The 381-nt window shown below is 64.3% G+C and carries 1 pseudogene; it reads left to right on the top strand.

The features are described from left to right. Positions 1-225, top strand: a pseudogene (locus tag WDW90_RS38440) (polyhydroxyalkanoate depolymerase); the annotation flags it as partial. Between the last annotated feature and the right edge of the window lie 156 nt (positions 226-381).

Raw genomic sequence — 381 nt, 5'->3', positions numbered from 1 at the left:
TACGGCATCTTCAACGGCTCGCGCTTTCGGGCCGAGATCGCGCCGAAAATCACCGCCTTCATGGAGCAGAACGCCGCCTCGCCGGCGGGAGAGTTCGTGTCGAGGCTCGCCGATGGGGCTGCACCAAGCTCAGATACGGTGCAGGTTGAACCGTCCGTAGCAGCGGCGCTCATTGCAGACAGAGCGCTTTCGCAGGGCAGCGTTTCACCCAAGGTGCACCGGTAGCCTCTCAGGTACGGCACAGACCGCTGGGGTGAGACGCTGGCAGGTGGGCGTCAGTGAAGTGATCCTCCCCCGTTTTTGTGGACACGGAGGTTACGTTGCCCAGCGCTGCTCGGCCTGCTCAGGCGTACGGTACCCGAGGGCTGAGTGGAGGCGCTG

It is taken from the genome of Methylobacterium nigriterrae, assembly GCF_037106235.1.
GTDB classification, from domain to species: domain Bacteria; phylum Pseudomonadota; class Alphaproteobacteria; order Rhizobiales; family Beijerinckiaceae; genus Methylobacterium; species Methylobacterium nigriterrae.
The sequence above is the reverse complement of the archived record's forward strand: the minus strand, read 5'-3'. Positions and strand labels throughout refer to the sequence as shown.